Origin of the sequence: Streptomyces sp. NBC_00005 (genome assembly GCF_045160215.1) — a bacterium.
Taxonomy (GTDB): Bacteria; Actinomycetota; Actinomycetes; order Streptomycetales; family Streptomycetaceae; genus Streptomyces.
Window position 1 is genome coordinate 2,521,339 of the sequence record NZ_CP108316.1, and the last position, 19,745, is coordinate 2,541,083.

Genomic DNA, 19,745 nt, shown 5'->3' on the forward strand with positions numbered 1-19,745 from the left:
TCAACGACCCCCGAACGCCGGGGACTTACTTCTCGACCTCGGTGGCGAGCTTTTCGAGCACCAGGTCGTAGATCCGGCCGAGGCCCTTGGGCGCGAAGGTCTTCTCGAAGAAGCCGCCGATCCCGCCGGCGCCGTTCCAGACGGTGGTCACGACGACGCGGGACTTGCCCTCGCCGGCCGGGGTGACCCGCCAGGTGGTGACCATCGAGGAGTTGCGGTCCTTCTCGACCAGCTCGCCGTCGGTGGGCTCACCGACCTCCAGGAGGCAGTCGCGGACCCGCTTGCTGGTGGCCTGGAGCTTCCAGTGGACGAGGGTGCCCTCGCCGTCGCCGCCCTCGCGCACTTCGTACTCGCTGAAGTGCTCGGGCAGCAGCTTCGCGCGCGTGCCGCTGTAGTCGGCGAGGGCATCGAACACCTTCTCCGCGTCTGCCGCGACGACCCGCTCGGTAGTGGCCTCGACCTGCGCCATTGGGTTCCTCCAGGACTTGCTCGCTCGGGGGTTGGGGCAAGCCAACCACCCCCGCCCACGGCCACCCAAATCGGGGTGCCCTCGGGCGCCGGAAGCGATCAGGAATGGCCCTTGCGCAGTAATTCGAACAAGTGTTTCACTCTGGGGGCAGTGCTACCGAGGAGGCGTCATGCGCTGGGAGAACCTCACAGTGGAGTCCGGCGGTCACAGCCGGGCGGCCGACGCCGCGCTGTTCGGCGCGGACGCCGTGGTCAGCCGTACCTTCGACACGCCCGAGTTCCGTGGAATCACCTTCCACGAGGTGCGGGCCCGCTCGATCATCAACCGGGTGCCCGGGGCCTCGCGCATGCCCTTCGAGTGGACGGTCAACCCCTATCGCGGCTGCTCGCACGCGTGCGTGTACTGCTTCGCCCGCAAGTCACACAGCTATCTGGACCTCGACACGGGGATCGACTTCGACTCCCAGATCGTGGTCAAGGTGAACGCCCCGGAGCTGCTGCGCCGCCAGCTCGGCTCGCGCCGCTGGCTGGGCGAGCACATCGCGATGGGCACGAACGTCGACTGCTATCAGCGCGCAGAGGGCCGCTACCGCCTGATGCCGGGCATCCTCGCCGCGCTGCGCGACCACGCCAACCCCTTCTCGATCCTGACCAAAGGCACGCTGATCCTGCGCGACCTCGATCTGCTGGTGCAGTCGGCACAGGTGACGGACGTCGGCATCTCCGTGTCGGTCGGCTTCACCGACCCCGAACTGTGGCACACGGTGGAACCGGGCACGCCCGCCCCGGAGCGCCGCCTCGACGTCGTCCGCACGCTCTCCGAGCACGGCCTCGGGTGCGGTGTCCTCATGGCCCCGGTGCTCCCGTTCCTCAGCGACCAGCCGGCCCAACTGCGCGCCACCGTACGGGCGATCGCGGCCGCCGGGGCCACCTCCGTCACGCCCCTGGTGCTGCATCTGCGCCCCGGCGCGCGCGAGTGGTTCATGGCCTGGCTGGGCCACCACCACCCGCACCTGGTGCGCCGCTACGAGCGCCTGTACGCGGACGGCGCCTACGCCCCGAAGTGGTACCAGCGCCGGATCACCCGTCAGGTCCACGACCTGGCCCAGGAGTACGGGATCGGCCCCACGCGCGCGGGGATGCCACGGCGCATCCGGGAGCCCGAGCCGGTCGAACCGGCGATGTCCGAACCAACCCAACTTTCGCTCATTTGAGGGCATACGAGCGCATCCCGCGACCCGATTGGGTCAAGTCTTGCCAGAACGAGTTCCTCCGGGGCCGCTTTCCGGGACGATGCGGCGAGGACCGTGAGACTCGCGGTCCCGAAACCCTCCGTCCTGGGAGGACTTCATGAGAAAACGCGCAGCCGTGCTGTGCGGCGCCGCCGTCGTCGTGGCCGGGTCCTTCACGGCCCTCCCCGCCGACGCGAGCGCCTCGCAGACCGCGCAAACCGCTCCCGCCGCGAAACTCACCTGGAAGAACTGCGCCACCACCGACTACCCGACGCTGCAGTGCGCGTCGCTCAAGGTGCCGCTCGACCACCGCAACCCGCACGGGAAGCAGATCACCCTCGCGCTCTCGCGCGTGAAGCACACCGCGAAGAAGAGCCAGGGCCCACTGCTGGTCAACCCCGGCGGTCCCGGCGGCAGCGGCCTCTCGCTCGCCGGATTCGTCGCGTCCTCGCTGCCCAAGGCGGTCGCGGCGCAGTACGACGTCATCGGCTTCGACCCGCGCGGGGTGGGCAAGAGCAAGCCCGCCCTCGACTGCAAGCCGGGCCAGTTCAACCCGGTGCGCCCGGACTCCGTGCCGAGCACGCCGGCCATCGAGAAGGCCAACCTCGACCGCGCCAAGTCCTTCGCCGCCGCCTGCGGCAAGAAGTACGCGAGCGTGCTGCCGTACATCAACACGATCAGCGCCGTCCAGGACATGGACTCGATCCGCCAGGCACTCGGCGCCAAGAAGATCAACTACTTCGGCTACTCGTACGGCACCTACCTGGGCCAGGTCTACGCCAAGCTCTTCCCGGAGCGCGTACGGCGCCTGGTCCTGGACTCGATCGTCGACCCCACGGGCGTGTGGTACGACGACAACATCGGGCAGGACTACGCCTTCGACGCCCGCCAGAAGGCCCTGATGGCCTGGATCGCCAAGTACGACTCGACGTACAAGCTGGGCACCGACCCGGCCAAGATCGAGGCCAAGTGGTACGCGATGCGCAAGGCGCTCGCGAAGAAGCCGGCCGACGGCAAGGTGGGGGCCTCCGAGCTGGAGGACACCTTCATCCCGGGTGGCTACTACAACGGCTACTGGCCCTACCTGGCCGAGGCGTTCGCGGCGTACGTGAACGGCAAGAACGCCGACCCGCTGGTCGAGGCGTACGAGAACTTCGCCGCCGTCGACGCGTCCGGGGACAACGGCTACAGCATCTACACCGCGGTGCAGTGCCGTGACACCTCCTGGCCGCGCGACTGGAACCAGTGGCGCAAGGACAACTGGGCGGTGTACGACAAGGCGCCGTTCATGGCATGGAGCAACGCCTGGTACAACGCGCCGTGCGCGTTCTGGCCGACGAGTTCGCTGAAGCCGGTGCACGTCGCCAACGACAAGCTGCCGCCGACGCTGCTGTTCCAGGCGACCGACGACGCGGCCACTCCGTACGAGGGCGGCGTGACAGTCCACCGGCTGCTGGCCCGTTCGAGCTTCGTGGTCGAGCAGGGCGGCGGGAACCACGGCATCACACTGAGCGGGAACGCCTGCCTGGACAAGTACCTCGCGAACTACCTGTCCAACGGCACGGTTCCGCGCAGCGGCGGCCAGGTCGACGCGGTCTGCGCCAAGACGCCCGATCCCACTCCGCTCAGCACGAAGGCAGCGTCGACCTCGACGTCTTCCGGCGGCTCGGAGCTGCACGGGCTGGTGGGTTTCCGCAACTGAGCACGGCCCGGATGTTCTGCGTATGAGGTCCCGTCGGGGGCGTTGTCAGACCCATGGTCCACGATGGACGCATGAGTGAGCTGACCAGGATTCCCGCCCCCGACGGGGTCTTCCCCGCCGCGCAGTACAGCCACGTCGTGATGGGCACCGGCCGTTTCGTCGCGATCGCCGGCCAGCTCGCGATCGACGCGGACGGCAAGCTCGTCGGCGAGGGCGACCCCGAGGCCCAGGCCCGCCAGGTCTTCGAGAACCTCCGCCGCTGCCTGTCCGCCGCCGGAGCGGCCTTCGACGACGTCGTCAAACTCACCTTCTTCGTCACGGACATGGCACACATGCCCGCGATCCGCGCGGCCCGCTCCGCGCACATACCCGACGACCGCCTCCCTGCCGCCTCCGCGGTGCAGGTCGCCGCGCTGGTCCGGCCCGAGTTCCTGATGGAGATCGAGGCGTTCGCGGTGGTGGGCGCGTGAGCGGTGTCCGGATCCGGGAGATGACGCTCGGCGACTGCGAGCGCGTGGCCGAGATCCGCGTCCAGGGCTGGCGGAGCGCGTACCGCGGGATGATCCCGCAGTCGTACCTCGACGGGCTCGGCGTGGCCGAGGACACCGAGCGGCGCCGCACCCGCTTCCTGGAGAGCCAGGAGAGCGGCGGCACCGTCCTGAACCTGATCGCCGTGCGGGACGGCGAGGTCATCGGCTGGGCCTGCCACGGGCCGTACCGGGAGGGTGAAGTACGCACGGGGGACGCCGAGTTGTACGCGATCTACGTGGATCCGGATCGGTTCGGCGCGGGAGCCGGGCGGGCACTGCTCGAGGAGTCGATACGACGCTGCGGGGCCGCCGGACACGAGCGCATGTATCTGTGGGTCCTCGAGGAGAACGCGCGCGCCCGGCGTTTCTACGAGCGGTCGGGGTTCCGCGCCGACGGCGTGAAGGAGCCCTTCGAAGTGGACGGCGTCCCGGTGCCCGAGGTGCGGTACGTCAGGGAACTGACGGACTGACACCCGCCCCAGGAGGTGCGCCTCACCGCTGCTTCGGGATCCGCGACAGCGCCCGCGCCGCCGCCTGAGCGAGTGCCGGGTGCGCGAGCGCCTCGTTGAGTACGGGTCTGGCGCGGGCGTCCTCCAGGCTGCCGAGCCCCTCCACACAGGCGAGCGCCACCCGCCGGTAGGGGTCGTGCGGGCGCAGCCTGCGCTCCAGCGTGGTGATCAGCGCGGGCACGGACTCGGGTGCGCGCAGCTCCGCGAGGAGCCGGACGGGGTGCAGGGCGTAGGCGACGCGCAGTTCGTTGGTGGCGAGGGTGGCGGCCGCGCGGGCGGTGCGCGGGTCGTCGAGGCGCGCGAGCGCGTGGGCGGCGGAGGCGCAGCGCTGCGGATCACGGTGGTTCAGGAACAGGACGAGGGACTCGAAGGCCCGCCGGTCGCCCGCGACTCCCAGCCGGAACGCCGTCAGCTCCCTGGCCCACAGCGGCTGACCGGGCTCGGTGAGCACACGCGCCAGCTCGTCGGGGTCCTCGGTCGCCACGAGACGGTCGTACACGGCGGACGCTCCCGACTCGGCCCGTAAACGCTCCGTGAGTGATCGCAACTCTTCGTCCATGGCACCGAGATTAGAGGGGCCGTCGATCTCTCGGGACGTACATCACAAACACTCACAAGGACGAGGACTAGCGCGCTCGTTACTGGCGGGTTAAGCTCAGACGAGCGAGTTACCCACTCGCACACCTGCTTACGACGGCCTGGTGACGCAGCCGTTGTGAGAGCAGTCGGTTCGGTACATCAGGTACCGCAGCACGACCCGGCCACGGGACAGGGCCGGTCGGATTTCTCACCGTTCGCCCCAGGCGTGTGCACGCCCAAGGCGACGGCACCGGGCGTGTGCGCTTGCAGCCCGGCAACACCCGCGCTTCTTCACGCACCCGGTGCGCCATGGTCCGGCTCAGGCCGGTCCTCCCTCGGCGCACCCGGGCGCGCTCCCAGTCGTCACCCCTCATTCCTGGAGTCCCGCGATGGCCACTCCCCTGTCCCACTCTTCTTCGTCTCCGCTCACGACCGTTGCCGTCGTCGGCCTCGGCACCATGGGCACCGGTATCACCGAGGTCCTGGCCAAGGCCGGCCGCGAGGTCGTCGGCATCGACATCAGCGAGGCGGCGACCGCCAAGGCCGTCGCCGCCCTGGAGGCCGCCACCGCCCGCGCCGTGGAACGAGGCCGGCTGACCGAGCAGGAGCGCACGGACCTCCTCGCCCGCGTCCGCACCTCCACCGACCTGCGCGCCGCCGCCGACGCCGACCTCGTCATCGAGGTGGCCCCGGAGTCGTACGAGATCAAGCACCAGATCTTCCGCGAACTCGACGGCATCGTGCGCCCGGAGACCATCCTGGCGACCGGCACCAACGCCCTGTCCGTCACGCGTCTTGCCGCCGACTCGGCCCGCCCGGAGCGCGTGCTCGGCCTGCACTTCTTCAACCCGGCGCCGGCCATGAAGCTCGTCGAGGTCGTCTCCTCGGTGCTGACCGCGCCCGCCGCCGTCACCGCCGTCACGAACCTCGCCCTCGACCTCGGCAAGGAGCCCGTCGCGGTCGGCGACCGGCCCGGATTCGTCGCCGACGGCCTGCTGTTCGGCTACCTCAACCAGGCCGCCGCGATGTACGAGGCGAAGTACGCCTCCCGCGAGGACATCGACGCCGCGATGCGGCTCGGCTGCGGGCTGCCGATGGGCCCGCTCGCCCTGCTCGACCTGATCGGCGTCGACACCGCCCGTACGGTCCTGGAGGCCATGTACGCCGAGTCCCACGACCGGCTGCACGCCCCCGCACCGATCCTCAAGCAGCTCAGCGAGGCGGGCCTGACCGGCCGCAAGTCGGGGCGCGGCTTCTACACGTACGTGGCTCCGGGCAGCGCCACCGTCGTGCGGGACGCGCTGACGCCGCTGGACGGCGCCGCCCTCACCCCGGGCCGCGAGGTCCGCTCCGTCGGCGTCGCGGGCTCCGGCACCATGGCGTCCGGCATCGCCGAGGTCTTCGCCAAGGCCGGGTACGAGGTCGTGCTCGCCGCCCGCAGCGAGGAGAAGGCGCAGACCGCCAAGGCCCGTATCGGCAAGTCGCTTTCGCGCTCCGTCGACAAGGGGCGGATGACCGCCGAGGCCGCCGCGCAGACCCTGGACCGGATCACCGCGGCGGGTTCCTACGAGTCCTTCGCCGACGTCGATCTGGCCGTCGAGGCCGTCGCCGAGGACCTGGAGATCAAGCAGCAGCTGTTCGCGACGCTGGACAAGGTCTGCAAGCCGGGCGCGGTCCTGGCCACCACGACCTCCTCGCTGCCCGTCGTCGCCTGCGCCCGCGCCACCTCGCGTCCGCAGGACGTGATCGGCATGCACTTCTTCAACCCGGCGCCGGCGATGAAGCTGGTCGAGGTCGTCCGTACGGTGCTGACGGCCGAGGACGTCCACGCGACGGTCCGCGAGGTCTGCGGCAGGATCAAGAAGCACGCCGTGGACTGCGGCGACCGGGCCGGTTTCATCGTGAACGCCCTGCTGTTCCCCTACCTCAACAACGCGATCAAGATGGTGCAGGAGCACTACGCGTCGCTCGACGACATCGACGCGGCGATGAAGCTGGGCGGCGGCTACCCGATGGGCCCCTTCGAGCTTCTGGACGTGGTCGGGCTCGACGTCTCGCTGGCGATCGAGAAGGTCCTGCACCGCGAGTTCCGCGACCCGGGCCTGGCCCCCGCCCCGCTCCTGGAGCACCTGGTGGCCGCGGGCTGCCTCGGCCGGAAGACGGGCCGTGGCTTCCGCGAATATGCCCGGCGCTGAGCGTCCCGGCGACTGGTTCAGCGGCGAAACGGACTGGGGCGGACTGCTCGACCCGGGCAGTCACCCCGCGACGGCCGGACCCGGCGTTCCCCCGCCCGCCCAGGGCGGGGGAACCCCCGTACCTGCGCAGCAAGCTGCGCACATGCAGTACGTTCGGGTCATGTCCTCGCCCGCCAAGTCCTCACGTACACCAGCTACGCCCGACGCGCCGGAAAGTGCCGCAGGCAGTCGCGCGGCCGCCCAGCGGCTCAAGATGCGCCGCGAACTGGCGGCCGCGGCGATGGAGCTGTTCGCGACCAAGGGCTACGAGGCGACCACCGTCGACGAGATCGCGGCCGCGGCCGGGGTCGCGCGCCGCACCTTCTTCCGCCACTTCCGCTCCAAGGAAGAGGCGATCTTCCCCGACCACGACGACACCTTGATCCGTGCGGAGGCCGTACTCAACGCGGCTCCCCCGCATGAGCACCCGCTCGACACGGTGTGCCGCGGCATCAAGGAAGTCATGCGGATGTACGCGGCCCGGCCGGAGATCTCGGTCGCCCGCTACAAGCTGACCCGTGAGGTGCCCACGCTGCGCGAGGCGGAGATCGCGTCGGTGGCGCGCTACGAGCGCCTCTTCACCCGCTACCTCCTCGGCCACTTCGACGAGCACGCGCACGACGACGACGCCAACGACGACCCGCTGCTGGCCGAGGTCGCCGCGTCCGCCGTCGTCACCGCCCACAACCACGTCCTGCGGCGCTGGCTGCGGGCCGGCGGGCAGGGTGACGTCGAAGCCCAGCTGGACCACGCCTTCGCGATCGTGCGCAAGACGTTCGGGACGGGCATCGGCGCGGGGCGCTCCACGGCATCCAAGCCGCCGGCCCCCGCGACGGTCTCCACCCAGGGCGAGGTCCTGGTCACCGTCGCCCGCACCGACGCCCCGCTGGACGAGGTCATGCGGACCATCGAGCAGGCACTCAAGGACCGCTGACCGCCTTCTCGGAAGTGCCTTGAGACACTCCGCGCCTGTAATGACGGCCACCCCTCGGGGTGGCCGTTTTGGCATGTCAGAGGCCCTTTTCCCATATCTTTCAGACCCCGTTCGATCGATCATCGCTCATTTGTTACGTAAAGATTTCATCTGAGGCCAATCTCTGGCACTCAGTGCCTTGCCAGGTGACACGCGGTGTCATACGTTGGATGAAGTCCGGGCGGCCGGCGTGCAGCGACCATTCGTACGCCGGCTGTCCCCTCAAGCCAATGGCTTGGGCGCCCGGACGCCTGCGTCACAGGCAACCTCCCGCGCCACAAAGCGCTGCCGAACAGCACCACCGCCGAACCGACGGCACTTCCCCAAACCCTCAGCAGCACCGACGTAACCCTCAGCGTCTCCCCTCAAGACGCCATTCGCCGGAGGCAACACCGTGACCGTTAAGGACATCCTGGAGGCGATCCAGTCGCCGGACTCGACGTCGGCCGACTTCGCCGCTCTGCCGCTCCCCGACTCGTACCGCGCGATCACCGTGCACAAGGACGAGACGGAGATGTTCGCGGGTCTGGAGACCCGCGACAAGGACCCGCGCAAGTCGACCCACCTCGACGAGGTGGCGCTGCCCGAGCTCGGCCCGGGCGAGGCCCTGGTGGCTGTGATGGCCTCCTCGGTCAACTACAACTCGGTCTGGACCTCGATCTTCGAGCCGATGGCGACCTTCGGGTTTCTGGAGCGCTACGGCAAGCTCAGCGAACTCACCAAGCGGCACGACCTGCCGTACCACATCATCGGCTCCGACCTCGCGGGCGTCGTCCTGCGCACCGGCCCGGGCGTCAACGCCTGGACGCCCGGTGACGAGGTCGTCGCACACTGCCTGTCCGTCGAGCTCGAGTCGTCCGACGGACACAACGACACGATGCTCGACCCCGAGCAGCGCATCTGGGGCTTCGAGACCAACTTCGGCGGCCTCGCCGAGATCGCGCTCGTCAAGTCCAACCAGCTGATGCCGAAGCCGGGCCACCTCAGCTGGGAGGAGGCCGCCGCTCCCGGTCTGGTCAACTCGACCGCGTACCGCCAGTTGGTCTCCCGCAACGGCGCCGGCATGAAGCAGGGCGACAACGTCCTCATCTGGGGCGCGAGCGGTGGACTCGGCTCGTACGCCACGCAGTTCGCGCTGGCCGGTGGCGCCAACCCGATCTGCGTCGTCTCCTCGCCGGAGAAGGCGGACATCTGCCGGGCGATGGGCGCCGATGCGGTCATCGACCGCAACGCCGAGGGCTACAAGTTCTGGAAGGACGAGCACAACCAGGACCCGCGCGAGTGGAAGCGCTTCGGCAAGCGCATCCGCGAACTCACCGGCGGCGAGGACGTCGACATCGTCTTCGAGCACCCCGGCCGCGAGACCTTCGGCGCCTCCGTCTACGTCACACGCAAGGGCGGCACGATCGTCACCTGCGCCTCGACCTCGGGCTACAACCACGAGTACGACAACCGCTACCTGTGGATGTCCCTGAAGCGGATCATCGGCTCGCACTTCGCCAACTACCGCGAGGCCTGGGAGGCCAACCGGCTCATCGCGAAGGGCAAGATCCACCCGACGCTGTCGAAGGTCTACTCGCTCGAGGAGACCGGCCAGGCGGCCTACGACGTGCACCGCAACCTCCACCAGGGCAAGGTCGGCGTGCTGTGCCTGGCCCCCGAGGAGGGCCTCGGCGTGCGCGACGAGGAGATGCGCGCCAAGCACATCGACGCCATCAACCGCTTCCGCAACATCTGAGACACCCGGGGTCATAGATGACTGAGCGTCAGCCCGCCGAAGGCAAGCGGGAGAAGGACCGGCCGTGGCTCATGCGCACGTACGCCGGTCACTCCACGGCCGAGGCGTCCAACGAGCTGTACCGGCGCAATCTCGCCAAGGGTCAGACCGGCCTGTCGGTCGCGTTCGACCTGCCGACGCAGACCGGCTACGACTCCGACCACGTCCTCGCCCGTGGCGAGGTCGGCCGGGTCGGTGTGCCGATCGCGCACCTCGGTGACATGCGCCGGCTGTTCCAGGACATCCCCCTGGAGCAGATGAACACCTCGATGACGATCAACGCCACCGCCATGTGGCTGCTGGCGCTCTACCAGGTCGTCGCCGAGGAGCAGGGTGCGGACATCACCCAGCTCCAGGGCACGACCCAGAACGACATCGTCAAGGAGTACCTGTCCCGCGGCACTCACGTGTTCCCGCCGGGGCCGAGCCTCCGTCTGACGACGGACATGATCTGCTACACGGTCAACAACATCCCCAAGTGGAACCCGATCAACATCTGCAGCTACCACCTGCAGGAGGCCGGGGCCACTCCGGTCCAGGAGATCGCCTACGCGATGTCCACCGCGATCGCCGTGCTGGACGCGGTGTTCGCCTCGGGCCAGATCCCCGAGGACCGCAAGGGCGATGTCGTCGCCCGCATCTCGTTCTTCGTGAATGCCGGCGTCCGCTTCGTCGAGGAGATGTGCAAGATGCGCGCCTTCGGCCGCATCTGGGACAAGGTCACGCGTGAGCGCTACGGCATCGAGAACGCCAAGCAGCGTCGTTTCCGCTACGGCGTCCAGGTCAACTCCCTCGGGCTGACCGAGGCGCAGCCGGAGAACAACGTCCAGCGGATCGTGCTCGAGATGCTGGCCGTGACCCTCTCGAAGGACGCACGCGCGCGTGCCGTCCAACTCCCGGCCTGGAACGAGGCGTTGGGCCTGCCCCGGCCCTGGGACCAGCAGTGGTCGCTGCGCATCCAGCAGGTGCTCGCCCACGAGAGCGACCTGCTGGAGTACGAGGACATCTTCGAGGGCTCGCACGTCATCGAGGCGAAGGTGTCGGCCCTCGTCGAGGAGTCGCTCGCCGAGATCGAGCGGATCCAGGAGATGGGCGGCGCGATGGCCGCCGTCGAGTCCGGCTACCTCAAGTCGCAGCTCGTCTCCTCGCACGCCGAGCGCCGGGCTCGTATCGAGTCCGGGCAGGAGAAGATCATCGGCGTCAACATCTTCGAGACGACCGAGCCCAATCCGCTCACCGCCGACCTCGACACCGCCATCCAGACGGTCGATCCGGCCGTCGAGGCCCGCGTCATCGGCGGGCTCCAGCACTGGCGCGACACGCGCTACCAGCCGCCCTTCAACCACCCGCGCCCGTGCAAGGCGCTGGAGAAGCTGAAGGAGGCGGCCAAGGGCACCGGCAACCTCATGGAGGCCACCCTGGAGTGCGCCCGTGCGGGGGCCACCACCGGTGAGTGGGCCGGTGCCCTGCGCGAGGTGTTCGGCGAGTTCCGGGCGCCGACCGGTGTCTCGTCCGCGCCGGTGGCGGTCCCCGCCGAGGAGGGCTCGGCCATGGCCGACGTCCGCCGCAAGGTCGACCTGACGGCGAAGGAGCTGGACGTCGGCAAGCTGCGCTTCCTGGTCGGCAAGCCGGGCCTGGACGGCCACTCCAACGGCGCCGAGCAGATCGCCGTGCGGGCACGTGACGCCGGGTTCGAGGTGGTCTACCAGGGCATCCGGCTGACGCCCGAGCAGATCGTGGACGCGGCGCTGGCCGAGGACGTGCACGCGGTCGGCCTCTCGATCCTGTCCGGCTCGCACGCCCAGCTGGTCCCTGACGTGCTGGAACGGCTTCGTGTGGCCGGTGCCACAGATATACCTGTCATCGCCGGTGGGATCATCCCCAATGGCGATGCCGAACAGCTGAGGGCTGCGGGCGTGGCCGCGGTCTTCACCCCGAAGGACTTCGACATCACCGGAATCATCGGCCGCATCGTCGACGAGATCCGGAAAGCGAACAAGCTCGACCCCCTGGAGGTCCCCGCATGACCACGCCCGTCAACCGTCTGCGTCCGCGACGCTCCTGCCTCGCGGTGCCCGGAAGCAACCCCCGCTTCCTGGAGAAGGCACAGGGCCTCCCCGCCGACCAGGTCTTCCTCGACCTCGAGGACGCGTGCGCCCCGCTCGCCAAGCCCGAGGCGCGGCACACCATCGTCAAGTTCCTCAACGAGGGCGACTGGACGGGCAAGACGAGGGTCGTGCGCGTCAACGACTGGACGACCGAGTGGACGTACCGCGACGTCGTGACCGTCGTCGAGGGCGCCGGCCAGAACCTCGACTGCATCATGCTGCCGAAGGTGCAGACTGCTCAGCAGGTCGTCGCCCTCGACCTCCTGCTGACCCAGATCGAGAAGACGATGGGCTTCGAGGTCGGCAAGATCGGCATCGAGGCGCAGATCGAGAACGCGCAGGGCCTCAACAACGTCAACGAGATCGCGACGGCCTCCCCGCGCGTCGAGACGATCATCTTCGGCCCGGCCGACTTCATGGCGTCGATCAACATGAAGTCGCTGGTCGTGGGCGAGCAGCCGCCCGGCTACCCGGCGGACGCCTACCACTACATCCTGATGAAGATCCTGATGGCCGCCCGCGCCAACAACCTCCAGGCGATCGACGGCCCCTACCTGCAGATCCGCAACATCGACGGCTACCGCGAGGTCGCCCAGCGTGCCGCGGCCCTCGGTTTCGACGGCAAGTGGGTGCTGCACCCGGGCCAGGTCGAGGCGTCCAACGAGATCTTCTCGCCCTCGCAGGAGGACTACGACCACGCCGAGCTGATCCTGGACGCGTACGACTACTACACGTCCGAGGCGGGCGGCAAGAAGGGCTCGGCGATGCTCGGCGACGAGATGATCGACGAGGCCAGCCGCAAGATGGCCCTGGTCGTCTCCGGCAAGGGGCGCGCCGCCGGCATGCAGCGCACCAGCAAGTTCGAGATTCCGGAGGCGTGAGCATGCAGTTCGGGCGCACCTACGAGGAGTTCGAGGTCGGGGCGGTCTACAAGCACTGGCCCGGGAAGACGGTCACGGAGTACGACGACCACCTCTTCTGTCTCCTCACCATGAACCACCACCCGCTCCACATGGACGTCAACTACGCCGAGAAGACAACGGACTTCGGCAAGAACGTCGTGGTCGGGAACTACATCTACTCGCTGCTGCTCGGCATGTCCGTGCCGGACGTCTCCGGCAAGGCGATCGCCAACCTGGAGATCGAGTCGCTCAAGCACGTGGCGCCGACCTTCCACGGCGACACGATCTACGGCCAGACGACCGTGCTCGACAAGTGGCCGTCGAAGTCGAAGAACGACCGCGGCATCGTCTACGTCGAGACCAAGGGCTACAAGCAGGACGGCACGCTGGTCTGCGTGTTCCGCCGCAAGGTCATGGTGCCGACCGAGACGTACATCAAGGAGCGCGGCGGCGAGCAGCCCGGCCGCCCCGAGCTCAAGGAGCAGGAGAAGTAGTCATGGCGCGACTCGCCCAGACCGCAGGTCTGACCGACGTCCAGCAGGAGATCCTGTCCACCGTCCGCGACTTCGTGGACAAGGAGATCATCCCGGTCGCGACCGAGCTGGAGCACCGCGACGAGTACCCGCAGCAGATCGTCGACGGCCTCAAGGAGTTGGGCCTGTTCGGCCTGATGATCCCCGAGGAGTACGGGGGTCTGGGCGAGTCGCTCCTCACCTACGCCCTCTGCGTCGAGGAGATCGCCCGCGGCTGGATGTCGGTCTCCGGCATCATCAACACCCACTTCATCGTGGCGTACATGCTCAAGCAGCACGGCACGCAGGAGCAGAAGGACTACTTCCTGCCGCGCATGGCGCTGGGCGAGACGCGCGGCGCGTTCTCGATGTCGGAGCCGGCGCTCGGCTCGGACGTGTCCGCCATCACGTCCAAGGCGGTCAAGGACGGCGACGAGTACGTCCTCAACGGCCAGAAGATGTGGCTGACGAACGGCGGAACGTCCTCTTTGGTCGCCGTTCTGGTCCGAAGTGACGAAGGACACCCGGAGGGCACCGCCCGCCACAAGTCGATGACGACCTTCCTCGTCGAGAAGGAGCCCGGCTTCGGAGAGGTCCGCCCCGGCCTCACCATCCCCGGGAAGATCGACAAGATGGGCTACAAGGGCGTCGACACCACCGAGCTGATCATGGATGGCCTGCGAGTTCCGGCCAACCGCGTGCTCGGCGGCGAAACCGGCCGAGGTTTTTACCAAATGATGGACGGCGTGGAAGTCGGCCGTGTGAACGTGGCGGCGCGTGGCTGCGGTGTCGCCCAGCGTGCGTTCGAACTCGGCATCCAGTACGCCCAGCAACGGCACACTTTCGGCAAGGCGATCGCCCAGCACCAGGCCATCCAGTTCAAGCTGGCCGAGATGGCTACCAAGGTCGAGGCCGCCCATGCCATGATGGTCAACGCGGCACGCAAAAAGGACTCCGGGGAACGAAACGACCTGGAGGCCGGTATGGCGAAGTACCTCGCCTCCGAGTACTGCAAGGAGGTCGTGGAGGACGCCTTCCGGATCCACGGCGGCTACGGCTTCTCCAAGGAGTACGAGATCGAGCGCCTCTACCGCGAGGCCCCGATGCTGCTGATCGGTGAAGGTACCGCCGAAATCCAGAAAATGATCATCGGTCGCAGGCTGCTCGAAGAGTATCGATTCCAGGGCTAGATGTCCGGATACGGGGTGTTTTCTTGGAGAAGAAGGTCACACCCCGTCAACACTCCTCGGCCGCCGACTCGGCTTCCTGGCTTGCCCAGTTGTGGCCCGCGACCGGTACGATCCCGGGAAAGCCGCCGTCCCCCGTTACAGCGCGGCATCATCCGCTACGAAGGTCATCCATGCCCCACAGCCAAACCTCTGCACCACGCGACAGCCTGGCAGGCGTACGCCTCGCGCGCGGAGCATCGCCGTGGCTTCTCCCGACCGTCGCCACCGCAGCCCTCAGCCTGGTCCGCGCGCGCCGCTCCGGCGCCGCCAAGGCCGTGGCCGTGCCCGCCACCGCGCTCGCGGCGGGCATGCTGTGGTTCTTCCGCGACCCCGAGCGCGAGATCGCCCAGGGCCGGGTCATCTCGCCCGCCGACGGTGTGGTGCAGAGCATCATGCCGTGGAAGGACGGCCGCACCCGCGTCGCGATCTTCATGAGCCCGCTCAACGTCCACGTCAACCGCGCGCCCCTCTCCGGCGAGGTGACGTCGGTCGAGCACATCCCCGGCGGGTTCGTTCCGGCGTTCAACAAGGAGAGCGAGAACAACGAGCGCGTAGTCTGGCATTTCGACACCGAACTCGGCGACATCGAAATGATCCAGATCGCCGGCGCTGTGGCCCGTCGCATCGTCCCCTACATCCCGCAGGGCACGAAGGTCGAGCAGGGTGACCGCATCGGGCTGATCCGCTTCGGCTCGCGCGTCGACATCTACCTGCCCGAGGGCGTGGAGGTCGCGGTCGAGGTCGGTCAGAAGACCGTGGCTGGGGTGACTCGCATTGACCGTGATTGATCCTGAGACCCAGGCGGGCTGGGTGCCGGAGGCCGACGAGGTGGACGACGACGAGGAGATGCCCCTCTCTCTTCGCCTCTCAATAGCGGACACCCTCACCCTCGGCAACGCCACGTGCGGCTTCATGGCGGTGTACTTCACCACCACCGGCATCCTGATCCCGCACCTCACCGGCGACCAGGAAACCGGCATGGCCCGCCACAGCGCGGCCACCGCGGTGATCCTGATGCTGTGCGCGGCGGTCTTCGACCTGTTCGACGGCCTGGTGGCGCGCAAGCTCCGCTCCTCCCCCATGGGCGCGGAGCTGGACAACCTCTCGGACCTGATCAGCTTCGGCCTGGCGCCGGCGTACTTCGTCCTCGTGTACGGCATGGTCGCCGACGACGCGCATCAGCGGGTGGCGGCGGTGGGGGCAATCGTGGTGCTCCTCGCCGTGGTGCTACGGCTGGCGCGGTTCTCGTGCGTGACGGTCCCGAACGGGATGTTCCAAGGCATGCCGTCGCCGTTCGGGGCGCTGACGGTGGTCTCGATCGTGCTCCTCGAGCTGCCCTTCGTGGCGACGCTCCTGGCGATCCTGGGCACGGCCTGGCTGATGGTGAGCCGGGTCGAGTACCCGAAGCCGCGGGGCCGTCTCGCGGTGGCGATGCTGTCCTGGATCGTCGTGTCGATGGGCCTGTTGGCGGCCTGGGCCTTCGACGCCCCGAGCGGTCAGCTGCTCCTTCAGACGGGCTGCGCGCTGCAGCTGGTCACCGGAGCGGTGATCCCCCTGTTCGCCACGGCCCGCCGGGTGAACAACTTCCGGGACAACCGACGCGAGGCCCGGGCGGCACAGCTGCCGTAGCGGTTCTACGACAGCGGTTCCACAACAGGCTGTTCCACAACGGTGAAGGGCCCCGAGCCACTCGGCTCGGGGCCCTTCACCGTTTCGTCGTTCCGTGCGGCGGCCGCCTCAGCTCAGGAAATCCCGTGCGATCTGCTCCGCCACCCGCTCCAGGATCGGCCCGGCATCCTCGATGCACTTGGCGACGTCCGGCTCGACCTCCGTCAGGGGGTACGCCCGGCGGATGCCCGCCCGGCCCAGTGCGTCCGGCGGCAGCGCGAGGCGTCCGCACACGGCGACAACCTCCTTGTCCTCGGCGCGCGCGGCGGCGGCGACGCCCGCGGGGGCCTTGCCGTGCAGGGTCTGCTCGTCCAGCGAGCCCTCGCCCGTGATCACCAGGTCCGCCCACTCCAGCGCCGGCGCGAAGCCGAGCACCTCGAGCATCACCTCGATGCCGGGGCGGAAGTGGGCGCCGAGGAGGAGCGCGCCGTAGCCGATGCCGCCCGCCGCGCCCGCGCCCGGGGACGCCGCGTGTTCGGCCGCCTTCGCGCCGACCGCTTCCTCCAGCACCTTCGCGTAGTGGGCGAGGGACGCGTCCAGGATCTCCACGTCGTCCGGGGAGGCGCCCTTCTGCGGGCCGTAGACGGCGGGTGCGCCCTTCGGGCCGGTCAGCGGGTTGTCGACGTCGCTCGCCAGCACCAGGTCGACGGAGCCGAGGCGCGGGTCCAGGTCCGACAGGTCGGCGGAGGCGAGTTCGCCGAGGCCGCCGCCGCCCGGGGTGACCGGCTCCCCCTCCACGTCCAGGAACCGCGCGCCCAGCGCGGACAGCATTCCGGCGCCGCCGTCGGTGGTCGCACTGCCGCCGACACCGAACACGATCGTCCGCGCGCCCGCGTCCAGCGCGGCCCGCAGCAGCTCCCCGGAGCCGTACGTGGACGCCGTGAGCGGTGCGAAGACACCGGCCGGCAGCCTCTGCAGGCCGCTCGCCTCCGCCATCTCCACCACCGCGGTGCCGCCGCGCAGCGCGAACGCCGCCGTCACCTCGTGTCCGAGCGGCCCCGCGACGCGCACCTCGCGCCGCTCGAAACCGGCCGCGACCGCCGCGTCCACGGTCCCGTCGCCGCCGTCCGCCACGGGCAGGGCCTCCACCTGGAGTTCCGGTACGACCCGGCGCAGCCCGGCCGTCACCCGCTCGGCGACCTGCACGGCCGTCAGCGACCCCTTGAACTTGTCCGCGGCGATGAGCACCCTCTGGGCACCGATGCCTGCAGCGTCCGCCACCTTGTCTTCCCCTTGCTCTCCGGGCCTCGCGCATATGTCAAGGCCAGTCGCGCCGCTGCGACCTTAACCGGAGGACGCCCCCGGCGTCATGCCCCGACCGGACCCTGGGACGTTCCTCGGAGCCGGCTGTGCGGTAGTTCCCGAACCGCGGGCAGCGGCGTCCGGAATTGGGTAAACCTTCAGTTATGACCCCTGTCGGCACCGAGCCAGAGCTCGCCGACCGCATCCTCGGGGGCTGGCTGGGCCGGATCGCGGGCAACATGCTCGGCAAACCGGTCGAGCAGGGCGACCTGTGGACGCGGGACCGCATCGACCGCTACCTGCGGCAGGCCGCCGCCCTCCCCCTCACCGACTACCTCCCCGAGCCCGCCGACGAGAGCGACGGCTTCGAGCTGCGCCCGGAGTGGCGCCAGTGCGTGCGCGGCCGTATCCACGGCAGCTGCCGCGACGACGACGTCGACTACGCGATCCTCGGCCTGGACCTCCTGGAGACCCACGGCTTCGGCTTCAGCACCGAGCAGGTCGGCGACCTGTGGCTGCTGCGGCTGCCGTATCTGCAGACCTTCACGGCGGAGCGGGCCACGTACCGCAACCTCGCCAACGGGCTCAAACCGCCGCTGACGGCCACCTACGACAATCCGTACCAGGAGTGGATCGGCGCCCTGATCCGCGCCGACATCTACGGCTGGACCTGCCCGGGCGTCCCGCGCCGCGCCGCCTCCCTGGCCCGCCGGGACGCGGTGCTCTCGCACACCGGCAACGGCGTGTACGGCGCGATGTGGGCGGCGGCGCTGATCGCGGCGGCGTTCACGGCGCCCACGGTGCGGCACGCGGTGGACCAGGCGCTGACCGTCATCCCGGCGAGCAGCCGGCTCGCCCGCACCGTGCGCCGGGTCGTTTCGCTGCACGACACCCGGATGACCTGGGAGGACACGCTCACCACGGTCGCCGAGGAGACCGCGGGGCTCGGCTGGATCCACACCATCCCGAACGCGGCGGTGCTCACCGCGGGGCTCCTGTACGGCGACGGCGACTTCACCCGCACCATCACGCTCACCGTCCGCGGCGGCCTGGACACCGACTCCAACGGGGCGACCGCGGGCTCGGTGGCCGGCGTACTGACCGGGGCGGACGCGATTCCGGCGCAGTGGAAGGAGCCGCTGGAGGACACCGTCCGCAGCGCGGTGTTCGGCTTCGACGGGGTGCGGATCAGCGAGCTGGCGGAGCGGACGGTGCGGTTGACGGAGGCGGAGGCGGAGGCCTGACGGCGGCCCCCATGCACGACCCTGATGCCCGAGTGGGAGGCGGAGGCGCGCATGGCGCTGGAGGAAGCGCCCTGGCTCAGCCTGATCTGCCACTTCCCCCAGCCGGGCAGCGAGGACGGGAGGCGGCTGCGCGAGCTGGTTACCCTTCCTGAATGACCACCACGCCAGACTTCGCCACCTACATCGCCGGCCTCCCCCGCATCCTCGCCGGGGCCGCCGCCCTCTTCCGCGACGCCGCGGGCCGGGTGCTGCTCGTCGAGCCCAACTACCGTGAGGGCTGGGCCCTTCCGGGCGGCACGATCGAGTCCGACGACGGCGAGACCCCGCGCCAGGGCGCGCGCCGCGAGACGCTCGAGGAGATCGGGCTCGACTGCGAACTGGGCCGGCTGCTCGCCGTGGACTGGGTGTACAAGCCGAGTTGGCCGCCGCTGGTGGCGTACCTGTACGACGGCGGGGTCCTCGACGAGGCCGACTTCAAGGCGATCCGCCTCCAGGAGGAGGAACTGCTCTCCTGGCGCCTCGTCCCCCGCGAGGAACTCACCGAACACCTGCACGACTCCCTCGGCCATCGTGTGCTGGCGGCGCTGGACGTCCTGGACGAGGGCTCGGGAACCGCGGAACTGGAGAACGGCCGCAGGGTGGGCTGAGCCCGCACCATGTACGGCGTGGCCGTGCCCTGCATGTGCCGCAGCGAAACGGCGCCCGCCGGCGTCGCGCCGATCGGGCAGAACGGGATGTTGTCCGGCGCCTCGAAACACAACTTGCGCGCTATCGCCCCGGGATCGGCGTATCCCCACACGACGAGACACGCCGCGGTGAGACTCGTGACGAGGAAC

At 69.4% G+C, this 19,745-nt stretch carries 18 protein-coding genes; 15 read left to right on the plus strand and 3 right to left on the minus strand.

Going from position 1 to position 19,745, the window contains the following annotated elements; all coding sequences use genetic code 11:
* Nucleotides 1–25: 25 nt before the first annotated feature.
* Nucleotides 26–469: an SRPBCC family protein gene (locus OG303_RS11985; protein ID WP_405867669.1), complete on the minus strand. Its 444-nt coding sequence runs from the start codon at nt 467–469 to the stop codon at nt 26–28.
* A 169-nt stretch (nt 470–638) separates the two neighbouring features.
* Between OG303_RS11985 and OG303_RS11990 the strand changes: the two genes are divergently transcribed.
* From OG303_RS11990 to OG303_RS12005, 4 genes are all read left to right on the plus strand, one after another.
* A complete protein-coding gene (locus tag OG303_RS11990) occupies nt 639–1,682 on the plus strand; it encodes an Rv2578c family radical SAM protein (RefSeq protein WP_405867671.1) in 1,044 nt (347 codons plus the stop codon).
* A 136-nt stretch (nt 1,683–1,818) separates the two neighbouring features.
* The gene (locus tag OG303_RS11995; protein WP_405867673.1) at nt 1,819–3,402 is read left to right on the plus strand and encodes an alpha/beta hydrolase; all 1,584 of its coding nucleotides are present in this window, start codon (nt 1,819–1,821) and stop codon (nt 3,400–3,402) included.
* A gap of 71 nt (nt 3,403–3,473) precedes the next feature.
* Nucleotides 3,474–3,872, plus strand: coding sequence for a RidA family protein (locus OG303_RS12000; protein WP_405867675.1), 399 nt, complete (start codon nt 3,474–3,476; stop codon nt 3,870–3,872).
* Between the two features lie 20 nt (nt 3,873–3,892).
* A complete protein-coding gene (locus OG303_RS12005) occupies nt 3,893–4,402 on the plus strand; it encodes a GNAT family N-acetyltransferase (RefSeq protein ID WP_405877207.1) in 510 nt (169 codons plus the stop codon).
* A 22-nt stretch (nt 4,403–4,424) separates the two neighbouring features.
* Here OG303_RS12005 and OG303_RS12010 read toward each other — a convergent pair whose 3' ends face one another.
* Nucleotides 4,425–5,000 carry an adenylosuccinate lyase gene (locus OG303_RS12010; RefSeq protein WP_405867677.1) on the minus strand — a complete coding sequence of 192 codons (576 nt, stop codon included), beginning with the start codon at nt 4,998–5,000 and terminating at the stop codon, nt 4,425–4,427.
* Nucleotides 5,001–5,409: 409 nt separating this feature from the next.
* On the opposite strand from OG303_RS12010, the gene OG303_RS12015 reads away from it, so the two are divergent.
* The 9 genes from OG303_RS12015 (at nt 5,410) to pssA (ending at nt 16,384) form a co-directional block, all read left to right on the plus strand.
* Nucleotides 5,410–7,215, plus strand: a complete 1,806-nt coding sequence (locus tag OG303_RS12015; RefSeq protein WP_405867679.1) for a 3-hydroxyacyl-CoA dehydrogenase family protein — start codon at nt 5,410–5,412, stop codon at nt 7,213–7,215.
* Between the two features lie 142 nt (nt 7,216–7,357).
* The gene (locus OG303_RS12020) at nt 7,358–8,188 is read left to right on the plus strand and encodes a TetR family transcriptional regulator (protein ID WP_405867681.1); all 831 of its coding nucleotides are present in this window, start codon (nt 7,358–7,360) and stop codon (nt 8,186–8,188) included.
* Between the two features lie 433 nt (nt 8,189–8,621).
* A complete protein-coding gene (gene ccrA, locus OG303_RS12025) occupies nt 8,622–9,965 on the plus strand; it encodes a crotonyl-CoA carboxylase/reductase (protein ID WP_405867683.1) in 1,344 nt (447 codons plus the stop codon).
* A gap of 17 nt (nt 9,966–9,982) precedes the next feature.
* On the plus strand, nt 9,983–12,031 hold the full coding sequence (locus OG303_RS12030) for a protein meaA (RefSeq protein WP_405867685.1): 2,049 nt from the start codon (nt 9,983–9,985) through the stop codon (nt 12,029–12,031).
* On the plus strand, nt 12,028–12,993 hold the full coding sequence (locus OG303_RS12035) for an HpcH/HpaI aldolase/citrate lyase family protein (protein WP_405867687.1): 966 nt from the start codon (nt 12,028–12,030) through the stop codon (nt 12,991–12,993). The genes OG303_RS12030 and OG303_RS12035 overlap by 4 nt, the downstream gene beginning before the upstream one ends.
* Before the next feature lie 2 nt (nt 12,994–12,995).
* Entirely contained in the window at nt 12,996–13,508 is a 513-nt protein-coding gene (locus tag OG303_RS12040; protein ID WP_405877209.1) for a MaoC family dehydratase, read from the plus strand.
* Between the two features lie 2 nt (nt 13,509–13,510).
* Nucleotides 13,511–14,716 carry an acyl-CoA dehydrogenase family protein gene (locus tag OG303_RS12045; protein ID WP_405867689.1) on the plus strand — a complete coding sequence of 402 codons (1,206 nt, stop codon included), beginning with the start codon at nt 13,511–13,513 and terminating at the stop codon, nt 14,714–14,716.
* A gap of 170 nt (nt 14,717–14,886) precedes the next feature.
* Nucleotides 14,887–15,543, plus strand: a complete 657-nt coding sequence (locus tag OG303_RS12050; RefSeq protein WP_405877211.1) for a phosphatidylserine decarboxylase — start codon at nt 14,887–14,889, stop codon at nt 15,541–15,543.
* 22 nt (nt 15,544–15,565) lie between these two features.
* Nucleotides 15,566–16,384 carry a CDP-diacylglycerol--serine O-phosphatidyltransferase gene (gene pssA, locus OG303_RS12055; protein ID WP_405877213.1) on the plus strand — a complete coding sequence of 273 codons (819 nt, stop codon included), beginning with the start codon at nt 15,566–15,568 and terminating at the stop codon, nt 16,382–16,384.
* Nucleotides 16,385–16,492: 108 nt separating this feature from the next.
* Here the strand turns inward: pssA and OG303_RS12060 are convergent, their stop codons facing one another.
* Entirely contained in the window at nt 16,493–17,611 is a 1,119-nt protein-coding gene (locus tag OG303_RS12060; RefSeq protein WP_405877215.1) for a glycerate kinase, read from the minus strand.
* A 218-nt stretch (nt 17,612–17,829) separates the two neighbouring features.
* On the opposite strand from OG303_RS12060, the gene OG303_RS12065 reads away from it, so the two are divergent.
* Nucleotides 17,830–18,909 (plus strand): ADP-ribosylglycohydrolase family protein, encoded by a 1,080-nt coding sequence (locus tag OG303_RS12065; protein WP_405867691.1) that lies wholly within the window; start codon nt 17,830–17,832, stop codon nt 18,907–18,909.
* Between the two features lie 152 nt (nt 18,910–19,061).
* Nucleotides 19,062–19,556 (plus strand): NUDIX domain-containing protein, encoded by a 495-nt coding sequence (locus OG303_RS12070; RefSeq protein WP_405867693.1) that lies wholly within the window; start codon nt 19,062–19,064, stop codon nt 19,554–19,556.
* The last annotated feature ends 189 nt before the right edge of the window (nt 19,557–19,745 follow it).

What these genes read in the sequence shown, in the direction of transcription:
- OG303_RS12065 (WP_405867691.1), top strand. Translation starts at nt 17,830, where the DNA reads ATGACCCCTGTCGGCACCGAGCCAGAGCTCGCCGACCGCATCCTCGGG.
- OG303_RS12050 (WP_405877211.1), top strand. Translation starts at nt 14,887, where the DNA reads ATGCCCCACAGCCAAACCTCTGCACCACGCGACAGCCTGGCAGGCGTA.
- OG303_RS12035 (WP_405867687.1), top strand. Translation starts at nt 12,028, where the DNA reads ATGACCACGCCCGTCAACCGTCTGCGTCCGCGACGCTCCTGCCTCGCG.
- OG303_RS12070 (WP_405867693.1), top strand. Translation starts at nt 19,062, where the DNA reads ATGACCACCACGCCAGACTTCGCCACCTACATCGCCGGCCTCCCCCGC.
- OG303_RS12005 (WP_405877207.1), top strand. Translation starts at nt 3,893, where the DNA reads ATGACGCTCGGCGACTGCGAGCGCGTGGCCGAGATCCGCGTCCAGGGC.
- OG303_RS12000 (WP_405867675.1), top strand. Translation starts at nt 3,474, where the DNA reads ATGAGTGAGCTGACCAGGATTCCCGCCCCCGACGGGGTCTTCCCCGCC.
- OG303_RS12045 (WP_405867689.1), top strand. Translation starts at nt 13,511, where the DNA reads ATGGCGCGACTCGCCCAGACCGCAGGTCTGACCGACGTCCAGCAGGAG.
- OG303_RS12015 (WP_405867679.1), top strand. Translation starts at nt 5,410, where the DNA reads ATGGCCACTCCCCTGTCCCACTCTTCTTCGTCTCCGCTCACGACCGTT.
- OG303_RS11985 (WP_405867669.1), bottom strand. Translation starts at nt 469, where the DNA reads ATGGCGCAGGTCGAGGCCACTACCGAGCGGGTCGTCGCGGCAGACGCG.
- OG303_RS11995 (WP_405867673.1), top strand. Translation starts at nt 1,819, where the DNA reads ATGAGAAAACGCGCAGCCGTGCTGTGCGGCGCCGCCGTCGTCGTGGCC.
- OG303_RS12010 (WP_405867677.1), bottom strand. Translation starts at nt 5,000, where the DNA reads ATGGACGAAGAGTTGCGATCACTCACGGAGCGTTTACGGGCCGAGTCG.
- OG303_RS12020 (WP_405867681.1), top strand. Translation starts at nt 7,358, where the DNA reads ATGCAGTACGTTCGGGTCATGTCCTCGCCCGCCAAGTCCTCACGTACA.
- OG303_RS12040 (WP_405877209.1), top strand. Translation starts at nt 12,996, where the DNA reads ATGCAGTTCGGGCGCACCTACGAGGAGTTCGAGGTCGGGGCGGTCTAC.
- OG303_RS12030 (WP_405867685.1), top strand. Translation starts at nt 9,983, where the DNA reads ATGACTGAGCGTCAGCCCGCCGAAGGCAAGCGGGAGAAGGACCGGCCG.
- OG303_RS11990 (WP_405867671.1), top strand. Translation starts at nt 639, where the DNA reads ATGCGCTGGGAGAACCTCACAGTGGAGTCCGGCGGTCACAGCCGGGCG.